Origin of the sequence: Microbacterium sp. (assembly GCF_031988965.1) — a bacterium.
GTDB lineage: Bacteria > Actinomycetota > Actinomycetes > Actinomycetales > Microbacteriaceae > Microbacterium.
The window spans coordinates 1-2,290 of the sequence record NZ_DALZXX010000250.1 but is presented as its reverse complement, the minus strand read 5'-3'; the positions used below and the strand labels follow the sequence as shown (position 1 = coordinate 2,290).

General features: G+C 70.6%; 2 protein-coding genes and 1 pseudogene. All 3 read right to left on the bottom strand.

What is annotated here, in order from left to right:
- Positions 1–279: pseudogene (locus RTM68_RS18365) on the bottom strand (hypothetical protein); the annotation flags it as partial.
- Between the two features lie 11 nt (positions 280–290).
- The gene (locus RTM68_RS18360) at positions 291–1,877 is read right to left on the bottom strand and encodes a MoxR family ATPase (protein WP_312173743.1); all 1,587 of its coding nucleotides are present in this window, start codon (positions 1,875–1,877) and stop codon (positions 291–293) included.
- Between the two features lie 5 nt (positions 1,878–1,882).
- Positions 1,883–2,290 (bottom strand): ATP-binding protein (locus tag RTM68_RS18355; protein WP_312173741.1); only part of this gene is annotated, 408 nt, incomplete at its 5' end.

The window sequence follows — 2,290 nt, the reverse complement described above, 5'->3', positions numbered from 1 at the left end:
GGCGGTCGGCAGCGCCCCGAGTCGGGCCAGCGCATCGCCGCGGAGCCCGAGCGCACCGGAACGCCAGGCCGCGATGGCGACGAGGTCGAGCGCACGGTCCCTGTCGTCGAGTGCTGACGGGTCTGCGGCGACGCCCGCCCCGAGCGCTCGTGTGAACAGTTCGGAATCGCCGTGCGCCTGCGCGACCGACATCGCGGCGAGCGCGGCGTCGAGTCCGACGGATGCGAGGTCAGGGAGTGCCGCGGGGGCGAAGGGAGCCGGCGCATTCGCCAGCTGCACGGGAACGCCCCTCACCCGCGCATCTCCTGCCAGCGCACGTAGGCGGTGTAGCGCTGGTGCAGGTACTTCAGCGCGATGACGTCGTCGAAGTCGCGACCGTAGAGCTTGCCGACCGTGGCGATGCGGCGCAGCTGCGCTTCGACGGCCGTGACCCGCCGCGAGGCCTCGAGGGCCGAGACGCCGTCGAGTCCCCGATCGAACTCGGCGAGCAGCGCGGCGACCTCGTCATCGGCATCGCGTCCGAGCGAGTCGTACTGTCGGCACGACTGCGCGAACAGATCGGCCAGCCAGCTCACCGTGTCCGTGCTGAGTTCGCGCTCCGCGCCCACGTCGAAGCGCGGGTGGGTGGCGTTCGGCAGCAGCTTGCCGCGCAGCACGAAGGGCAGCACCGCGGCCACGTCGTCGAGCTCGACGGCATCCACGCCGCGGAACCACGCCATCGCCTTGGAGTAGACGATCAGGGTCTGCAGCGCCCGCACCGACAGCCCGTTGCGGGTCTGGGCACCGAGGTCGACGTCGAGGTCGGCGCCGCTGTTGGCCTCGATGACCTCGCCGACGCGGCCGCCCGCCGTCGTCACCACGTCTTTCGTGCGGTACTCGAATCGGCGCCCGCCGTGCTGCACGAACTCGAAGTGGCTGAGGAAGAACCGCAGGCGGTCGCGCACCGCATCCGGAATCGGCACCGTGCGGATGGCCGCCCGCATCTGAGACTGCTGTGCCGCGTCGAAGGCGAGCTCGGCCGGCAGGTGCTCCTCGGGCTTCTCCCCCGCCTCGACCCTCGTGATGAGCTCGTCGAAGAAGCGGCTGTTGAATCCGGCCGCCTGCACCGTGACGTCCATGCGATCGCGCAGGGCCTGGATCACCGGGAACGTGCCGCCGCCGGCATCGTCGTTCGCGGTGAAGAACCAGCTCTCGACTCCCCCGTCGGGCGCGGTGCGGCGCATCTGATCATGGCTCTCGACGTATCCCTCGGCCACCATCGTGAGCAGCGCGGACTGCGTCTTGGTGGGGATGCGGTTGTACTCGTCGATGATCTTGACGGGCAGGCCGAGCCACTCGCGCCAGGCGATGCGGATGTCCGCCAATCGCTCCGCGCCGACCAGATCGCGCGGCAGCGGGATGCCCACGAGATCACTGACGGTGAGCTGCGGCTGCCCCTGCTGCACGGCGCGCCGCACGTCGTCGGATGCGGTGCCCGCGAGCACGCCCATGAGCACCGCCACCGTGGTCTTGCCGCGCCCCGGGCCGCCGATCAGCAGGCACTTGCCGCCCACCGCGAACGTGAGCAGCGGCACGAGCACGTTCGACGAGAACGACGCCTGCGTCGGCAGCGACACCGTGGCGCCGGCGTCGCCCAGCTCGATCGAGAGCGGCTCGCCGTGCGAGAACTCCATGTCGTAGTAGGGCGAGATCACCGCACGGTTCACGATCCAGTAGTAGACCTGGCGGAGTCTCTCGTCGAGAGGAGCGGCACTGGCCTCGGCGGGCCGGAAGAGGTCTTCCGCGGTCAGCTCGCGGACGCCGAGCCCGGTGCCGGGATTCGTGGGCGACGAAGAGACTCTGCTCCACCGGTCCGGCCTGTTCCCGTGCTCTGGCATGCGTCTCATCCTAACGACGAGGCCTCGGCGTCCCGCTGCAGTGCGCGCTGCTCGTCGACGGGTCGTGCCTCGAGCGGCACGGCGAACCGCAGGTGTGCGGCCAGCAGCGGTTCGAGAGCGGATGCCGCGGCATCCACCCGTTCGGAGACACCGCCACGCACCTCGATCCACGGCACCGGCTGCGCCGTGAGCACGTCGCGGAAGCGCTGCTGCATGTCGTGCCGGATGTGCTCGCCGTCGCGCATGCCGTCCTGCACGAACGGGATCTCGTCGCCCGTGAGCACGTAGAGCAGCGGCCGGTGCGCGTCGGCGGCGTCGAAGAGACGCCGTGCGCTCGTGCCGACGTAGCGCTCGTGCCACAACGCGGTCGCGAGGACATCGGTGTCGCACACGAGCACCGGAACCGGCACCTC